Genomic DNA, 231 nt, shown 5'->3' on the forward strand with positions numbered 1-231 from the left:
CCTTTGAGTTGACCAAACCCGGCTATGGCGCATTCGATGATGAGATGATGGTCTCGCCGCGCATCGCCTTGCCAATGATTGGTCTGGGCCTACTTGAGCAAATTCCAGACGCAGACATTAAAAAACAAGCCAGCCAAACGCCTAATAATAAAAATAGCGATGGCATCAGTGGTAAGTTTAATTGGGTGATGGACCCGCAAACGGGCAAGCATGCGCTCGGTCGTTTTGGTT

1 protein-coding gene is annotated in these 231 nt (G+C 49.4%); it reads left to right on the forward strand.

Going from position 1 to position 231, the window contains the following annotated elements:
• On the forward strand, positions 1-231 hold a 231-nt coding region (locus tag AAEY98_RS22725), incomplete at both ends, for a di-heme oxidoredictase family protein (protein WP_351019911.1).

Source organism: Shewanella sp. AC91-MNA-CIBAN-0169 (genome assembly GCF_040310165.1).
Taxonomy (GTDB): Bacteria; Pseudomonadota; Gammaproteobacteria; order Enterobacterales; family Shewanellaceae; genus Shewanella.